This is a genomic window from Epibacterium ulvae, assembly GCF_018678075.1.
GTDB lineage: Bacteria > Pseudomonadota > Alphaproteobacteria > Rhodobacterales > Rhodobacteraceae > Epibacterium > Epibacterium ulvae_A.
Genome location: NZ_JAHHIR010000022.1, coordinates 124,462 through 140,265, shown reverse-complemented (window position 1 = coordinate 140,265; position 15,804 = coordinate 124,462). Strand labels below are relative to the sequence as shown.

Here is a 15,804-nt window from a genome sequence, read left to right as displayed (position 1 = left end):
AAATCTCAAGCTTTCTGTTGCGCGCGCGGCTGTTTGAATTAAACACCACTGCATGACAGCACCAAATAAATCCCACGGCCGCAAGGCCATTCGCCCGACCTTGAAACCGCGTGAGCTGATAACATCCACGCCGGACCTTGTGGGCGTATGGAAGGCCAAGGTGATGACCCTGTTCCCAACCGCCTTTCCCGGTGTGCTGGGCGAAAGCCTGACGGGCAAAGCTTTGCAACAAGGTTTATGGCAGCTGGAAACCACCGACCTGCGGGAATTTGGCGTTGGCAAACACCGCAACGTGGACGACACGCCGGCCGGTGGCGGCGCGGGCATGGTGTTGCGCCCCGATGTGTTGGGCAACGCAATTGAACACACAATGGCCGGCACCAGCCGCAACTGGCCGCTGATCTATCTGTCGCCACGGGGGCGGCGCATGGACCAGCAGATGATGCAGAATCTGGCACGCTGTGATGGTGTCACCCTTCTGTGTGGCCGATTTGAGGGCGTCGATGAACGGGTGCTGGAACACTACGGCATCATGGAAGTCTCGCTGGGTGATTTTGTCATGACCGGTGGCGAACTCGCGGCGCAAGCGCTGATCGACGCCACCGTGCGCCTGATCCCCGGCGTGTTAGGCAATCAGGCTTCAACCGAGGAGGAGAGCTTTTCTTCTGGCCTTCTGGAACACCCACAATACACCCGCCCCGCTGAATGGATGGGCCGCGCGATCCCCGAGGTGCTGATGTCCGGCCACCACGGCAACGTGGAAAAATGGCGCCGCGAGATGAGCGAAAAGATCACCCAGGAACGTCGTCCAGACCTGTGGAAGGCCCATACCTCCAAGAAATAGGCCAAGACCGCCGGTGATGCGGCCCTATTCCTGTGAGTAGATGGTGAACAGCTCCACCGGTTCCGACACGCCGCGCAGCATGTAGCGGCCCAGAGAGACCAGATCATGCGGCGACCCGGCCGCCGCGCGCTGCACATCTTCTGAGACGATAATATTGCGTTCGACCAAGACATGTATGTCCGAGATCCGCGCGGCCAGGTTGACGGCGGGGCCGATCACCGTGAAATCCAACCGGTTTTCGGCACCGATATTGCCATACAGCAGCGGACCTGCGTGAAGCGCGAGGGTGAATTCCGTGGTCGGCAAGCCGCTTGCTGCGCGTTCCAGATTGCGCGCTCCAATTGCGATCCCAAGCTCTTGGGCGGCATCCAACGCTGCAAGCGCGTCTTCCTCCAGGTTCCCCAGATCAAAGATCGCCAGAATGCCGTCGCCCATGAATTTCAAGATATTGCCGCCTTTGGACTGGATCGCGCCAACTGCCAGACCAAAGTAGTCGTTCAGCATTTCGATCAAATCCGCACCGGGGATTTGTTCGGCAAGGCTGGTAAATCCGCGCAGGTCAAACAGGCAGATCACTGCGTTGATTTCGCGCGAAGAGCCGCGCCGGATTTCACCGGACAGAACCCGACGTCCGGCATCACGGCCCAAATAGACTTTGAGCAGATCACTAGCCATGCGCCGGTTGGCCGAGGATTTGAGCGCGAGGCCCAAATGCGGCAGGCTGGCCCGAATGGCTTCCAGATCGGGATCGGAAAACCCGGCCGGGCTGTTGGTCGACCAGCTGAGCAGAACCCCTTCGTTGCTGGCGTTGCTTTCGATCGAGAACGCATCCCCAGTGAACAGCAGGCCCGCGCCGATGTAATCTGTGACACCGCGCTCCTTGAGGCTGACCAGCAGTGGGAAATCTTGGTAGGCGGTGTCGCTGACCAGATCAAACCGCAGCTCGCTCAACCCGCGTTCGAGCATGGCATAAAGCGGGCTTTGCAGCCAATCCTCGGACGGGGTTTCGCTGTATTCAAAGACCTGCGACGTCACACCTTCGTCGGCCATCCAGTTGAAGCCGATATTGCCGAACTTCGGATGAAAGGCGCGCTGACCCAGGAAGAACCGCCACAGCGGCACGCCGATCTGGACCAAACGGTCGCAATAGCCCTGCAGGACGTCTTCTTGGCTGGCGCCTTTGAGGCCCTGATCAACCAGCCAAGTTACGAGAGATTGCACCTGACATTGTGGCCCTGCCTCTTGTCCTTGTACTGCTTTCATGACCAACCCTCTTTCCTCCCTGAACAAGACTCTTTGTTCACCCAACCTACGCAAAGTCGGTCTCTTGTCACACTCTATCTGAGGCCACAACGTTTGCGTGTCACGTTCACGCGGTCGTTAACCCTCCGAAACAACAGACCAAAGTCTACCCGCATGTGTTTTTTGATTCATAAATGTCGAAGTGAATGCATAAAAGCTTCATATGAACGTTACAGACGTCAAATATGGCCCAGACTAGCGGTGACTTGATCACCCGAACCACTGTCACAGGGGACCACTGCGGCGCGATGCCCAGACAGGTCAAGGAGATAGAAATGAATCTGAAGTCCGTATTGACGGCCTCCGTCTTTGCTTTCGCCGGTACCGCAGCTTTTGCTGACAAGACCGAAATCGAATTCTGGCACGCCATGGGCGGCCGTCTGGGCGAGGTCGTGAACGAAATCGCGACCGACTTTAACGCGTCCCAAGACGACTACACCCTGGTTCCAGTTTACAAGGGTAACTACGAAGAGACCCTGACCGCAGGTATCGCTGCGTTCCGCGCAGGCGAGCAGCCCGACATCATCCAAGTATTTGACGCCGGCGCCGCAACCATCATCGGTGCAAAAGGCGCTGTTATTCCGGCTCAGGACCTGCTGACCGACAACGGTATCGCGTTTGACGCAAACGACTATATCTCTGGTGTGCGCTACTTCTATGCGGATGCTGCGGGCAAAATGGTCGGCATGCCGTTCAACTCGTCCACTCCGATCCTGTACTACAACGAAGACGCCCTGAAAAAAGCTGGCGTTTCCGCACCAAAGACCTGGGAAGAGTTCCAGTCTGTGACTGCGCCTGCGTTGAAAGAAGCCGGTTACACTCCAATGGCGCAATCGCACCTGCCATGGATCTTTACCGAGAACTTCATGTCTCGCCATAACCTGCCGTTTGCGACAAACGAAAACGGCTATGGCGATGCGGAAACCAAGATCCTGGTGAACAACGACGCAATCAAAGGTCACTTCACCGCGCTGAAGGGCTGGATCGATGATGGTCTGTTTGGCTACTACGGCACCGGTTGGGGCGACAACCAAACCCCGTTCGAGCAAGGCGAAGTTGCAATGTGGCTGGGGTCTTCCGGTTCTTTTGGCGGCCTGTCAGAAACTGCTGAGTTCCCCTTCTCTGCGACCTACCTGCCTTATTGGGAAGGTGTAACAACCGAGCCCACCAACACCTTCATCGGTGGCGCGGCGCTGTTTGCAATGGCTGGCAAATCTGCCGAAGAAAACAAAGCGTCTGCTGAATTCTTCCGCTTCCTGACCTCTGCTGAGGTTCAGTACACATGGCACAAAGAAACCGGTTATGTGCCAATCACCAACGCTGCATACGACCTGGCAAAAGAAGACGGTCACTATGACCGCACGCCTGCTGCCGAAGTTGGCATCCAGCAGCTGACCCTGCCTGCCGGTGAGAACACCAAAGGGTATCGCATGGGCTTCTATGTTCAGGTGCGTGACGTGATGAACCGTGAATACGGCAAGATCCTGTCTGGTGAAGCTTCTGTAGAAGACGCGTTCCAGACTATCGAGGACGAATCCAACAAACTGCTGGCTCGTTTCGCTAAGACCCAGGGCTAATTTAAGCCCCACCCCCACGCGGCGCGCCAGAAATGGCGCGTCGTCTTTTCTTTTCACGACCCTTTGCCTCATCCCGCAAAGCCGCCGCATCCGGAGCCTCCCCCAATGAAGCGCGTGCAATTCTCAAGGCCGCTGTTTCCGTACCTGTTGTTGGTGCCACAGCTGTCGATTATCCTGATCTTCTTTTACTGGCCTGCGGCCGAGGCGATCCGGTCGTCATTCTACCTCGAAGATCCGTTTGGATTTAGCTCCACCTATGTTGGTTTTGAAAATTACCACAATGCGGTCACCGGGTCGGAATACGGCAATATCGCCCGTTTCACGTTGGTGTTCACAGGCTTGGTTGCCTTCTTTTCGCTGTCGCTGGCCCTGCTGTTGGCGGCCAAAGCGGATGCGGTTATCCGCGGTGCCAAATCCTATCGGATCTTTTTGATGTGGGTCTATGCGGTCGCGCCACCTGTTGCCGGCTTGATGGGGATCTTGCTTTTTGATCAAAGCCTTGGCCCGCTGACGCATTTGGCTGAGTTCTTTGGCTGGGACCTGCGCTTGGGTGTGAACTATTGGGACACGGCCACCGCGATGATTGTGATCTCGGTCTGGAAACAGGTTCCGATCAATTTCATCTTCTTCCTGGCTGGTCTGCAATCCATCCCCCGCAGCGTGCGCGAAGCGGCGATCATTGATGACCCCTCGTCGGTCAGCCGGTTCTTTTCCATCACCTTCCCGCTGCTGGCACCCACCGCGTTTTTCCTGCTGATCATCAATATCACTTATGCGCTATTTGACACCTTTGGCGTCATCGACATCGTGTTGAAGGGCGAGCCCGGCAACAACCCGATCACCCTGGTTTACAAAGTGTTCCTGGACGGGTTCCGTGGCAATGATCTGGGCGGATCGTCGGCCCAATCAGTGATCTTGATGGTGCTTGTTCTAATCCTAACCGTGTTTCAGTTCCGTTTCATGGAACGCCGCGTTCATTACAGCTGAGGTGTGGCCCAATGACTGATGTACAGACCACGATGGTGCCGCAAACCACCCGGCCCAGGCGGCAAATCAAATGGCGGCTGATTGGCGATCATGCGATCCTGATTACCGGCTCGCTGTTGATGCTGTTGCCGGTTCTGATGGTGTTGACCACCTCAAGCTATGACAATGTGACCATCCACAAAGAGGGCATCCAGTTCCTGTTTGGCGACCAGCTGGTAGAAAACTACCAACAAGCGCTGTTTGAAAAGGGCGGGTTTACCAAAACCGTCGATGGCGCGCGGATGTTGATGAATTCGCTGATCCTCGGCTTTGGTTTTGCGGTGGGCAAGATCGTCATCTCGATGATGGCGGCCTATGCGATTGTCTACTTCCGCTTCCGTTTTGGTACCGTTGCGTTCTGGGTAATTTTCACCACGCTTCTGCTGCCACTCGAGGTGCGCATCCTGCCGTCCTATGAGGTGGTGCAATCCTTGGGCATGCTCAACAGCTACCCCGGTCTGATCATCCCGCTGATCGCTTCGGCCACGGGGACCTTCTATTTCCGGCAATTCTTCCGCTCGGTCCCCGAAGAGCTGTTGGAAGCGGCGCGGATTGATGGCGCGGGTCCGTTCAAATTCTTCATCGATATTCTGGTGCCACTGAGCCAGACGATGATCGCGGCGATGTTCATCATCATGTTTGTCTTTGGCTGGAACCAATATCTGTGGCCGACGCTGATGACGACGGACGAGTCGATGTTCACCCTGGTGCGCGGCATCAAACAGATCATGCAGGTCTGGATCGGCGCCAATATCCCCGACTATGGCCTGGCCATGGCTTTGGCGATCATCGCCATGACGCCGCCAGTTGCAATCGTGATTTTCTTCCAAAGCTGGTTCGTCAAGGGCCTGACGGAATCTGATAAATAAGGAACCAAGGTTATGGCAAATGTCACCCTGGACACCGTTCGCAAGACCTACCCCAATGGCTACAAGGCCGTGCAGGGCGCCGATTTCCAGATCCACGATGGCGAGTTTATCGTGCTGGTGGGCCCATCGGGCTGCGGAAAATCGACCCTTTTGCGGATGATCGCAGGTCTTGAAGACGTCACCGACGGCAACATTCTGATCGACGATGCGGTGGTAAACGATGTGGACCCGGCGCGCCGCGATATCGCGATGGTGTTCCAGAACTACGCGCTTTATCCGCATATGAGCGTGCGTCAAAACATGGCCTATGGGTTGAAGAACCAGCGCATGGCCAAAAGTGAGATCGCGACCCGCATCGAAGAAGCCGCGCGCACCCTGCGTCTGGAAGAGTTTCTGGAGCGCAAGCCCGGTCAATTGTCCGGCGGTCAGCGCCAGCGCGTTGCCATGGGTCGCGCCATTGTGCGCCACCCCAAAGTGTTCCTGTTTGACGAACCCCTCTCCAATCTGGACGCTAAGCTGCGCACCCAGTTGCGCGCCGAGTTGAAGGCCTTGCACAAACGTCTGGAAGCCACCTTTGTTTATGTGACCCACGATCAGGTCGAAGCCATGAGCCTGGCGGATCGGATCATCATCATGAGCGCCGGACAGATCGAACAGATCGGCACGCCGATGGATCTGTATCTGCGCCCCGCCTCCCGGTTTGTGGCGGATTTCATTGGCAGCCCCGCGATGAACATCGTCCATGGCACTTTGGGTGAAGATCAGGCCTCGGTCACGCTGGCGGATGGCTCTGCCTTGCGTCTGCCCTTGGCTGTAAACGCCGCTGTGGGCACCAAAGTCGACGTCGGCGTGCGCCCCGAACATCTGGAAGCCTATTCATCAGAAACCGCGCAATTCCAGCTGACGGTTGATTTTGTCGAACAGCTTGGCGCGGATACAGTTGTCCATGGCTACCAAAAAGGGGTTGAAAACCCGCTCGCCCTGCGCTTGACAGGCATTCACGCTCCAGAAGCCGGAGAGATCCTGTCGCTGGGGGCAAATGCCGATCACCTGCATCTTTTTGACAGTGTGAGCGGCGAACGTTTAAATTGATGGTCTGATGTCTACACCTTTGATCTTTGGCCACCGCGGCGCGCCTGCGGTGCTGCCTGAAAACACGCTGGCCGGGTTTCAGCACACAATGGATGCGGGCGCGGACGGTATTGAACTGGACGTGCTGCTGACCCGTGACGGCGTACCCGTGGTGACCCATAATCCGCGATTGGCACCCGATACCACCAAAGGGGCCGACGGGACCTGGCTGGCGGGTGACGGGCCCGAGGTTGCGGCGCTGTCACTGGCGGAGCTGCAGGGTTTTGACATCGGGGCCTGCCATCCGGACGGGCGGCATGCGGCCAAACACCCGGACCAGACGCCGCTTGGCTTTACCCCGGTTCCGAGCTTGGACGCGGTTCTGGCGCAGGTCGCCGCCTATGAACGCCCGGTGCAGGTTCTGGTCGAGCTGAAACATGAACCCGATGCGGAACATGGCCCCAGCCCGGATGCCTTTGTCGACGCGGTTGCAGCCGTGGTGGCGCGCCATGGCGTGTTTGACCAAAGCTATATCCATTCCTTCAACTGGCAGATCCTGAGCGCGGCAGCGCGGGTGTGCCCGAACTGGCGCCGCTCGCACCTCAGCTGTGGTCGCAACCACCACGGCGATGGCTCTCTGTATGCGGGATCCCCCTGGCTGGATGGTGTCTCGCATGATCCCGAACAGATGTTGCCGCAACTGGTCGACCGGGGTGCACAAGTCTGGAGCCCGTTTTACAAGGACCTCACGCCCGAACACCTGATGCTTGCACAGTCTTTGGGTCTCCAGGTCATGACCTGGACCGTGAACGGCACCGACGCGCTGCGCACTGAATTGGACCGTGGCGTCGATGGGGTCATCACTGACAACCCCAGGGCCGCCGTCTCCCTTAAAGCAGACAAGGTTTAAATAATGTTCGCGCAGATGACCCCGGCACAGGCCTTTGCGCGATACGAGGCCATTCGCCCGCGCCTGCCGAATGCTGGCGCGCCGGGGGCCGCGCAAAAGGTCGCCTCCCTCGCCGAAGTCAGCGCACTTTTTGATGCGTTTGTTTTTGATGCTTACGGGGTTTTGAACGTCGGCGACCAGCCTGTTCCAGGTGCACGACAGCGCATCGATGCCCTACGGGACGCGGGCAAACAGGTCATCGTTCTGACCAATGCCGCCAGTTTCACCCGTCTGCAGACGGACGCCAAGTTCAAACGCCTCGGTTTTGATTTCTCCCCGGCTGAGATCGTCTCAAGCCGTGAGGTCTGCGAGCAGCAGATGACAACCAAAGGCACCTGGGGCGTCATGGCGCCGGATGGGTTTCAAACGGATGAGCTGTCGGTCAAATCCTTGGTGTTAGAGGATCAGCCAGACGCCTATCGCAACGCGGCTGGTTTCTTGCTGTTGTCCACCGCCGGATGGACCGCAAAGCGCCACGATCTGTTGTGCAGCAGCCTCAAACAGAACCCGCGCCCGATTGTGGTGGCCAATCCCGATCTGGTGGCCCCGCGCGAAGATGGTCTGTCACTGGAGCCGGGATTTTATGCCCAGGATCTGCAGGACAAGCTGGGCTGTGCGGCAGAGTTTCACGGCAAACCCTTCCCGTCTGTCTATGACGAGGTCGAGCGCCGCCTGAGCGGCATCGCACCGGCCCGTGTCGCCATGGTGGGAGACACGCTGCACACGGATATTTTGGGCGCGCAATCGCGGGGCTGGGGCAGTGTTCTGGTCACCGATCACGGGCTGTTTGCCGGGCTGGATGTTGGCCCCTTTATCACACAAAGCGGCATCATTCCGGACTGGATTGTCCCGACCATCTAGCCTCATCTGCGCCATTGCCATACAAGGCTAGCCATGAGCGAATTAAACGTCAGGCAACGCGAAATCGTTGAACGGCTGCGCGAGACCGGCCAGCAATCGATCAATGAACTGGCCGACCTATACGGTGTGGCCACCCAGACCATTCGCCGCGATACCAACGCGCTGTGTGATCAGGGTCTGGCCCGTCGTGTTCATGGCGGTGTCGCCCCGCCTGCCAATCCGGTCAATCTGAACTTTCGTGCCCGTTCCATCCTGAACGAGGCCCCAAAACGCGCCATTTCCGCTGCCGCCGCCGCGATGGTCCCGCCGGGTTCGACCGTTCTGTTGGGGATCGGCACAACCGTGCAATACACAGCCGAGGCGTTGATGCAGACGCCGGACATCACGCTGGTGACCAACAACCTTGAAGTGGCCAGCCTGATGTGCGGCGTGGATCACAACGAGGTGCATCTGGTCGGCGGGCAACTACGCGCCGAAGACCGCGATCTGGTGGGCCCCGGCACATTGGACGGCTACCGACGTTTTGTGGCCGATTTTGGCATCGTCAGCTGCGGTGCGCTGGACCCGGATCACGGCGTTTTGGACTACAAACAATTCGACGCGGATGTCAGCAACACCATCCGTCGTGCCGCGCGCCAGCATCTGTTGTTGGCCGATGACAGCAAATGGCAAAACCGGGCCCGCCACCGGGTCTATGACTTTCACACAGCGGACCACTTCATCACCAATCGTCTGCCAGATCAGGCCACATGGGACGGCTGCCCGGTGAGGCTCGTTTAAGCCCGGAATGCCGCATGTGAAAATTCAGTGGGCCCTTTGAAATCAACGGGTTCACCTATTTCCAAAAACATGCATAGCTGAGGCCGAGCCACCTGCAGGAGCCCATATGCCACGCCCTCGCAACATTCTGTTTGTCCTGATCGACCAACTGCGTGCAGACGCGGTTTTTGGCGCCTTGGCGGATCATGTGAAGTTGCCAAATCTACGCGCGTTTCAACGCGATGCGGTCAGCTTCACCCGCAATTTCACGGTGGTGAACCCCTGCGGGCCCTCGCGTGCGTCGATCCTGACCGGGCAATACGCGATGAACCATCGCGCTGTGCGCAACGGCACGCCCCTGCGTCACGACATTCCCAATATCGCGGGTGAAATGCGCAAAGCCGGCTATTTGCCGATGCTGTTTGGCTACACCGACACCTCCAACGATCCGCGCATCTCACACCCCAATGATCCGCGAGTGCAAAGCTATGAGTACCACCTGCCCGATTTCCACGAAGTGCTGGAAATGCGGCTTGAGGAGTCGTTTCCCTGGCGGGCGCATCTGCGCAAACGGGGCTATCACTTTGACAACTACTGGGATCTCTACCGTCCCGTTGCGCCGGGTGGTGGCGCGCCCAAACCGAATGACCCGGCCATTTATGCGGCTGAGGACAGCGACACCGCGTTTCTGACCGACCAATTTCTCGAGCGTATGCGCGGCTACGAGGGGCAAAGCTGGTTCGCCCATCTGACCTATATTCGCCCGCACCCCCCATTGGTTGCGCCGACGCCCTATAACCGGATGTATGATCCGGCCACGTTGCTGCCGCCACAGGCCCTTCCAACACCCGCGGATGAGGCTGCAGTGCATCCGTTTTGTGCAGCCCCCAATGCCGATATCGCAAGCTTTGTCGAAGGCTTCCCGGACCTGGAGCCGAGCGAGGAAAACATCCAGACCCTGCGCGCGATCTATCTGGGACTGGCCAGCGAGGTGGACCATCACATCGGGCGGATTATGGCGTATCTGCGCGACAGCGGCCAATATGATGACACGCTAATCGTGCTCAGCGCCGATCACGGAGAGATGCTGGGCGACCGCCATGCCTGGGGCAAACAATCCGTCTATGACTCTGCCTATCACACGCCCTTGATGATCCGGATGCCCAACAACGCAGCGCAAGCCGGGGCGCATGTGTCCGCCCTCACGGAATCGATCGATCTGATGCCAACCATTCTCGACTGGGTTGGACAGGAGATCCCGAATTCGGTGGATGGACGGTCGTTGATGCCCTTGCTGCGCGGCGAACAGCCCAGCGATTGGCGGCAATATTCCTTTTCAGAACTGGATTTCGGCGACCCGATCACTCCAACAGCAATACAACAGGCCCTGGGCACCACTACGGCGAATTCCTGCCTCGCGATCCTGCGGGACGCGCGGTTTACCTTGGTGCAATTTGCCGCCGATCTGCCGCCATTGCTGTTTGATCAGGCAGCCGCGGGTGAAATGGTGAACGTGGCAGGCGATCTCGATTACCAAAGCGACCTTTTCCGACTGACACAGCAGATGCTGCGGCATAAGATGACATATCAGGACCATACATTGTCCTTTGACATGATCACCAAAGACGGCCCGCGCAGATCGCAACGCCACGCAACCGGTGCACATGACTAGCCGCGCACAAGCCAACAAGGGGCGCTTATGAAAGACCTGCAAGAAATCGCCTTGCACCTGTTCCAAGCTGGTGTTGACCGGGCCGACCCGGCGCGCGCGCTGCGCCAGCAGTTGATGCTGGAACCCCTGCCGGACCTGCCCGAGGGCGGTCAGTACTATATTGTCTCCATTGGCAAAGCCGCGATCCCGATGATGCGCGAAGCCTTGGCACATGTGACCGACACCTGTGCCGCGCTGATGGTCACCAATGGCGAAAACGCCGCTGAGGTCGAGGGCGCAACCGTCATGATCGGCAGCCACCCGGTACCGGATCAAGGCAGCGCTGCGGCTGGCAAGGCGATTTTGGATTTTGTGGAAAAGGCCCGTGCCAAGGATCGCGTCATTGCGCTGATTTCTGGCGGCGGGTCCGCCCTGGCGGTAGCCCCCAGTGAGGGCATCAGCCTGGACGACAAGGCCCGCGTGAACCAACTCCTTCTGGGTGCTGGGCTCGATATCAACCAGATGAACCTGGTGCGCCAACAGCTGTCGAACCTCAAAGGAGGCGGCTTGTTACGTCAGGCCGCGCCGGCACCTGTGTTTGCCTATATCCTGTCAGATGTGATCGGCGATGACCTGCGCGCCATTGCGTCGGGGCCAACCGTCGCAGCCATCTCGGATCGGGGGGCGGCCCGCGATGTGTTGGACAATGCCGGTCTTTGGGATGATGTGCCTCCCTCCGTACGGGATCACCTGTCCCAACCCGGTGGCAGCGCCCGACGTCCCAGCGCGCGCAACACGCTGATCGGGTCCAATCGCTTTAGCCTGGACGCGGTTGCCACCCTCGCGGCCAAGGAATGGGACACCCAGATCATATCCAACGCGTTGGTCGGCGATGTGCGCGACGCCGCGCGTCAGATCATTGATGCGGCACAATCCGCGCCCTCACGACGCCCCATTGCGCTTTTGTGGGGTGGAGAGACCACGGTGCAAATCCACGGTGACGGGCGTGGCGGACGCAACCAAGAGCTCGCCCTGCGGGTGGCCCAAATGGGCACCGATATGCTGACCGGGGAGTGGTTGTTCCTCTCCGCAGGCACCGATGGGCGCGATGGACCAACAGATGCCGCCGGCGGGATCGTCAATGCCCAGACCTGGGAGGCGATTTCCAAGGTTGGCTATGACCCGCAGGCGCTGTTGGACAATAACGACAGCTACACCGCGCTGTCGGTTGCAAAATCTCTGGTGATCACCGGCGGCACCGGGACAAATGTTGCGGATTTGCAGATCTTTTTGCGCCTGCCCGACTGATACGGCGCACTGCTCGTAGGATCAGGCGCCGTGCTGCGGTGGCTCGCCTTCGTGTAACTCGTTCAGCAGATCCAGCAAAAGATCATAACGCTCGGACCCCAGCTTGCTGCGAATTTGCTCTGCCAAGGCCAGAGCTGATTCAATATTCGCGGCAATCAATGCCCGTCCTTTATCGGTGACAGAAATCAACTGACGGCGCCGGTCCTCGGTATCGCGCTCGCGGGCGATATAGGACTTCTCTTCGAGCTTTTGCAAAATCCGCGTGAGGCTCGGCAGCAGCAGACAGGTCTGTTCGGCGATCTGGGTTGGATCGATGGCCCCGTTCTCTTCGACGACGCGCAGGACACGCCACTGTTGCTCAGTTACACCAGTTTCGCTGAGAAGTGTTCTGACGGGCCCCATAACAGATTCACGGGCACGCAACAGCGCAATGGGCAAGGTTCGGGATGTACGAGGTAAACGACGCGGCATGTGGGATTATCACCGTGTTATTCGCTAAAGGCAAACCAAATTCGAAATTCTTGATTTCTGACGAGCCTTTGCAACGGCTTGCGGCGCTTTATCTCGATTTTTGATTTCTTTTTTTCCGTAAAAATCAAATTAAAATCTGTCCCTCAGCAGCGATCTGCACGAGTTCAAATCCGTTTGAACGCAGTCCCAATTCGTCAGCTTTACGTATTTACGCGGAATTGACCCTCAATTCCCGCGGCATTTAGCCTAAATTGTATACGGGCAGAGGGGTTCAACCTATGATTTCAAACCCCTCAGGGAGGAAGTAATGAAATATCGTATATTTGCCAGTAGCTTAGCGCTGATTTCGCTCACTACTAGTGCAGCTGCGGAGATCAAGATCGCACATATCTATGGCAAGACGGGGCCGTTCGAAGCCTACGCCAAACAGTCCCATGACGGGTTGATGCTGGGCATAGAATACGCAACCGGCGGCACCATGCAGGTCTTGGGCGAACCCATCATTGTGCTGGAGAAAGACACCCAATTAAAACCCGAAAACGGCCGTGCTTTGTTGGAAGAAGCCTATGGCGACGACGAAGTGGACATTGCCATTGGCCCTGTCAGCTCGGGCGTGGCGCTGGCCATGCTGCCGGTTGCAGAGGAATATGAGAAGGTTCTGATTGTAGAGCCCGCTGTGGCGGATTCAATCACTGGCGAAAACTGGAACCGATATGTGTTCCGCACCTCCCGCAACTCATCACAAGACGCGGTTGCAAGCGCTGTCGCGCTGGCCGGAGACAACGTCCAAATTGCCACCCTGGCGCAAGACTATGCCTTTGGACGTGACGGGATTGAAGCCTTCCGCGAAGCGCTGGAAACACAAGGCCACCAGATCACCCACGAAGAGTTTGTCCCCACCGACACGGCCGATTTCACCGCGGCGGCTGAGCGGATTTTTAACGCCATGAAAGGGTTAGAGGGTGAAAAACGCCTGTTCATCCTGTGGGCCGGCAGCGGTAACCCCTGGGCCAAGATCAACGCAATGAACCCCCAACGTTTTGGCATAGAATTCGCCGGCGTTGGCAATATTCTGGCCGCCCTCAAAGGGTTCAAAGACTTCAAAGGCATGGAAGGCGGCACATATTATTACTACGAACTCCCCGATAATCCGGTGAACGACTGGCTGGTCAAAACGCATTTTGAACGGTTTGACGGCCCACCGGATTTCTTTACGGCAGGAGGCATGGCAGCGGGCATTGCCGCCGTTGAAGCGATCAGAAAAGCTGGCTCCACCGACAGCGAAGACCTGATCACGACAATGGAAGGTATGGAATGGCAAAGCCCAAAGGGCACCATGAAATTCCGCGCCCAAGACCACCAAGCCATGCAGTCGATGTACCACTTTAAACTCGACGTCCAAGACGGCGTCGAATGGGCCATTCCCACACTGGTCCGCGAACTCCCCATCGACGAACTTCCTGTCCCCGTGCGCAACGACTAACCCACGTGGCGCATATTTTAGCGGGTCCAGGACGCTCTTGAAGTCCTGGACCCGTCTCTTTTTGCGGACGATTTTTCACGTCTTCACATTCCGTGAACTATGCTCAGGAGATATGGACCTCATGTCATCAGCTTTGCTCAAAACACAGGATCTGACGGCCCGCTTTGGCGGTCATGTGGCAGTCAACGCTGTTAGCTGCGCGTTTCAAGCCGGGTCCCTGACGGCAATTATTGGGCCAAACGGCGCGGGCAAGACCACCTATTTCGACCTGATTTCAGGTCAGGTCAACGCAAGCACCGGACGGGTTTATCTGGACGGTCACGATATCAGCCGTATGTCGGTGGCCTCCCGCACCCGCGCGGGCATTGGGCGTGCGTTTCAGCTGACGAACCTGTTTCCCGATCTGACGGTCATGGAAAATCTGCGCCTTGTTGCGCAGTCCAAATCTGCGCGCCCAGCCTGCATCTGGTCCATGGCCAGCCGCCACAAAGGGTTGATTGCCATCGCTGAACGCGCGTTGGAGCAGGTTCAACTGGCCGACCAGCGCAAGCAGACCGTCTCGGAATTGTCGCATGGGGATCAGCGCAAGCTTGAAGTTGCGATGCTGATGACGTTGGACCCGCTGGTCTACATGTTCGACGAACCCACAGCGGGGATGAGCATGGACGAAGCGCCGGTTGTGCTTGAGCTGATCGCCCAGCTTAAACAGCGCACGGACCGCACGATATTACTGGTCGAACACAAGATGGAGGTGATCCGCGCCCTGGCGGATCGGATCATCGTTTTGCACAACGGGGCGTTGGCTGCGGATGGCGCACCAGAGGACGTGATGAACTCTGACATCGTCCAAGAAGCCTATATCGGGCGCGGATTGGAAGGGGTGTTGGATGCAGTCTGAACCGATTCTGGAACTGGATGGTGTCTATACCGACATCGGCCAATATCACATTCTACGCGGCGTTGACCTGCACGTGCCACGCAGCACCGTGACCATGTTGTTGGGGCGCAACGGCGTGGGAAAAACGACAACCTTGCGGTCCATCATAGGACATTGGCGCGCGCGGGAAGGGTTCATCCGCTACGACGGGATGGACATCACCCGGATGCCCACGGCCGAGATTGCCCGCGCCGGAATTGGCTATGTTCCGGAACAGATGGGGGTTTTTGCGGACCTCACCGTCGAAGAAAACATGCGCCTTGCGGCAGTGTCCGGCCCCATCAACAGTGCGCGGCTGGATTGGATTTTTTCGGTCTTTCCCGCGCTCAAGACCTTTTGGTTCGCCCCGGCCGGAAACCTCTCCGGAGGCCAGAAACAGATGTTGTCGATTGCGCGCGCGATGATCGAAGAGCGCAAGCTTTACCTGATCGATGAACCCACCAAAGGGCTGGCGCCCGCCATCGTCTCCACCATGGCGCGGGCTTTGGCTGACCTGAAACGTCAAGGCGCGGCTATTTTTCTGGTGGAACAGAACTTTGCCGTGGCCAAGGCGCTGGGTGATTTTGCCGATGTGATGGACGACGGCCACGTCATTTGGTCCGGCGCCATGTCGCGCCTGTCCGAAAGCGATGAGCTGCAACAAAAACTGATGGGATTGAGTCTTGCTGGAAATTGAACTGCCCCGCCTGACACCAG

The 15,804-nt window shown here is 57.9% G+C and carries 15 protein-coding genes; 13 read left to right on the top strand and 2 right to left on the bottom strand.

The window, feature by feature from the left end; all coding sequences use genetic code 11:
* Positions 1 to 52: 52 nt before the first annotated feature.
* On the top strand, positions 53 to 844 hold the full coding sequence (trmD, locus tag KMP13_RS05370) for a tRNA (guanosine(37)-N1)-methyltransferase TrmD (RefSeq protein ID WP_215264534.1): 792 nt from the start codon (positions 53 to 55) through the stop codon (positions 842 to 844).
* Positions 845 to 868: 24 nt separating this feature from the next.
* Here the strand turns inward: trmD and KMP13_RS05365 are convergent, their stop codons facing one another.
* Positions 869 to 2,107, bottom strand: coding sequence for an adenylate/guanylate cyclase domain-containing protein (locus KMP13_RS05365; protein WP_215264532.1), 1,239 nt, complete (start codon positions 2,105 to 2,107; stop codon positions 869 to 871).
* Positions 2,108 to 2,421: 314 nt separating this feature from the next.
* Here KMP13_RS05365 and KMP13_RS05360 point away from each other — a divergent pair, with 314 nt between their 5' ends.
* The 9 genes from KMP13_RS05360 (at position 2,422) to KMP13_RS05320 (ending at position 12,217) form a co-directional block, all read left to right on the top strand.
* Positions 2,422 to 3,723 carry an extracellular solute-binding protein gene (locus tag KMP13_RS05360; RefSeq protein WP_215264531.1) on the top strand — a complete coding sequence of 434 codons (1,302 nt, stop codon included), beginning with the start codon at positions 2,422 to 2,424 and terminating at the stop codon, positions 3,721 to 3,723.
* 105 nt (positions 3,724 to 3,828) lie between these two features.
* Positions 3,829 to 4,710: an ABC transporter permease subunit gene (locus KMP13_RS05355; protein ID WP_215264529.1), complete on the top strand. Its 882-nt coding sequence runs from the start codon at positions 3,829 to 3,831 to the stop codon at positions 4,708 to 4,710.
* Positions 4,711 to 4,721: 11 nt separating this feature from the next.
* Positions 4,722 to 5,618 (top strand): sn-glycerol-3-phosphate ABC transporter permease UgpE, encoded by an 897-nt coding sequence (gene ugpE, locus KMP13_RS05350; protein ID WP_215264527.1) that lies wholly within the window; start codon positions 4,722 to 4,724, stop codon positions 5,616 to 5,618.
* 12 nt (positions 5,619 to 5,630) lie between these two features.
* Positions 5,631 to 6,710, top strand: a complete 1,080-nt coding sequence (ugpC, locus tag KMP13_RS05345; RefSeq protein ID WP_215264525.1) for a sn-glycerol-3-phosphate ABC transporter ATP-binding protein UgpC — start codon at positions 5,631 to 5,633, stop codon at positions 6,708 to 6,710.
* A 7-nt stretch (positions 6,711 to 6,717) separates the two neighbouring features.
* The gene (locus KMP13_RS05340) at positions 6,718 to 7,599 is read left to right on the top strand and encodes a glycerophosphodiester phosphodiesterase family protein (RefSeq protein WP_215264524.1); all 882 of its coding nucleotides are present in this window, start codon (positions 6,718 to 6,720) and stop codon (positions 7,597 to 7,599) included.
* A 3-nt stretch (positions 7,600 to 7,602) separates the two neighbouring features.
* Positions 7,603 to 8,499 carry an HAD-IIA family hydrolase gene (locus KMP13_RS05335; protein WP_251363686.1) on the top strand — a complete coding sequence of 299 codons (897 nt, stop codon included), beginning with the start codon at positions 7,603 to 7,605 and terminating at the stop codon, positions 8,497 to 8,499.
* A gap of 33 nt (positions 8,500 to 8,532) precedes the next feature.
* Positions 8,533 to 9,279 (top strand): DeoR/GlpR family DNA-binding transcription regulator, encoded by a 747-nt coding sequence (locus KMP13_RS05330; protein WP_215264522.1) that lies wholly within the window; start codon positions 8,533 to 8,535, stop codon positions 9,277 to 9,279.
* A gap of 106 nt (positions 9,280 to 9,385) precedes the next feature.
* Complete coding sequence (locus tag KMP13_RS05325; RefSeq protein WP_215264520.1) at positions 9,386 to 10,930, top strand: sulfatase-like hydrolase/transferase; 1,545 nt, start codon at positions 9,386 to 9,388, stop codon at positions 10,928 to 10,930.
* Between the two features lie 27 nt (positions 10,931 to 10,957).
* Positions 10,958 to 12,217, top strand: a complete 1,260-nt coding sequence (locus tag KMP13_RS05320; RefSeq protein WP_215264518.1) for a glycerate kinase type-2 family protein — start codon at positions 10,958 to 10,960, stop codon at positions 12,215 to 12,217.
* A 21-nt stretch (positions 12,218 to 12,238) separates the two neighbouring features.
* On the opposite strand, the gene hpaR is transcribed toward KMP13_RS05320, so the two are convergent.
* Complete coding sequence (gene hpaR / locus KMP13_RS05315; protein WP_215264516.1) at positions 12,239 to 12,688, bottom strand: homoprotocatechuate degradation operon regulator HpaR; 450 nt, start codon at positions 12,686 to 12,688, stop codon at positions 12,239 to 12,241.
* A gap of 307 nt (positions 12,689 to 12,995) precedes the next feature.
* Between hpaR and KMP13_RS05310 the strand changes: the two genes are divergently transcribed.
* The 3 genes from KMP13_RS05310 to KMP13_RS05300 all read left to right on the top strand — a co-directional run bounded on the left by KMP13_RS05310 (position 12,996) and on the right by KMP13_RS05300 (position 15,784).
* The gene (locus KMP13_RS05310) at positions 12,996 to 14,171 is read left to right on the top strand and encodes a substrate-binding domain-containing protein (protein WP_215264515.1); all 1,176 of its coding nucleotides are present in this window, start codon (positions 12,996 to 12,998) and stop codon (positions 14,169 to 14,171) included.
* A gap of 121 nt (positions 14,172 to 14,292) precedes the next feature.
* Positions 14,293 to 15,069, top strand: a complete 777-nt coding sequence (locus KMP13_RS05305; protein ID WP_215264514.1) for an ABC transporter ATP-binding protein — start codon at positions 14,293 to 14,295, stop codon at positions 15,067 to 15,069.
* The gene (locus tag KMP13_RS05300; protein WP_215264513.1) at positions 15,059 to 15,784 is read left to right on the top strand and encodes an ABC transporter ATP-binding protein; all 726 of its coding nucleotides are present in this window, start codon (positions 15,059 to 15,061) and stop codon (positions 15,782 to 15,784) included. The genes KMP13_RS05305 and KMP13_RS05300 overlap by 11 nt, the downstream gene beginning before the upstream one ends.
* Positions 15,785 to 15,804: the final 20 nt, after the last annotated feature.